The organism is Staphylococcus sp. GDY8P57P, from assembly GCF_017892585.1.
GTDB lineage: Bacteria > Bacillota > Bacilli > Staphylococcales > Staphylococcaceae > Staphylococcus > Staphylococcus borealis.
Genome location: NZ_JAESLK010000158.1, coordinates 1 through 795, shown reverse-complemented (window position 1 = coordinate 795; position 795 = coordinate 1). Strand labels below are relative to the sequence as shown.

Below are 795 nucleotides of genomic sequence, written 5' to 3'. Positions count from 1 at the left end.
TGATATTTTAATAGCTATAGCTTTTGGTATGGGCTCCTTAGCATATACTTTAGAGAAACGTGTTATATTAACAATCTTTTATGGTCTTTTCTTTATTTTATATGTTCTATCTTTACTTGGAATATAGTTATATATAAGCAATTAGCTGCTTATATATCTTAGAAAATTTTGAAGAATATTAAACATCGAAGGTGATTTTTTGAAACAAGAAGAAAAATATAGTTTTTTAACTAAAGCGATTAATATCTTAGTTGCTATATTATTAATTATCGCCATTTTTTATATGGTTATACTTTCGGATAATAGCTATTTACCTATGTTATTCTCTCTTATAGCATTTACAATCGCATCTATCCCAGAAATTTTGAAAAAGAAAAAGAGTGGTTGGATACTTGGTATTTTAGGTTTAATATTGATCATTTTAGTTTTGGTTTAATTTATCTTTATATTTAAAAGCCACATTACAATATTTATGAATCCAGAAAATAAATAAAAGATGGTGAAGATAAAAATGATAAAACCTAAGTCAAGATCCATTTTTAATTTCATTATAGTAATCAATCTTATTTGGTATATAGTTTTAATATTTGTTATTGATGTTGGAACTATAGGGTCAATTATTTATTGTAGTTTATTTTTTATACTTGTTGTTTTAAGAGATACTATAACTCCAAAGTAAAAACAACGTGCTAAGAAGGACAAAAACTAAAAAGATACTATAAAAGGAGCCATAATCCTTTACGCATCAAGGATTATGGCTATAATTTAAAAATCGAGTTATTTCTATATAGTATC

Annotated in this window: 1 protein-coding gene; it reads left to right on the top strand. The window is 24.7% G+C overall.

The features are described 5' to 3' along the window. Positions 1-199 precede the first annotated feature (199 nt). Positions 200-436 carry a hypothetical protein gene (locus KA878_RS14105; protein WP_194375760.1) on the top strand — a complete coding sequence of 79 codons (237 nt, stop codon included), beginning with the start codon at positions 200-202 and terminating at the stop codon, positions 434-436. The last annotated feature ends 359 nt before the right edge of the window (positions 437-795 follow it).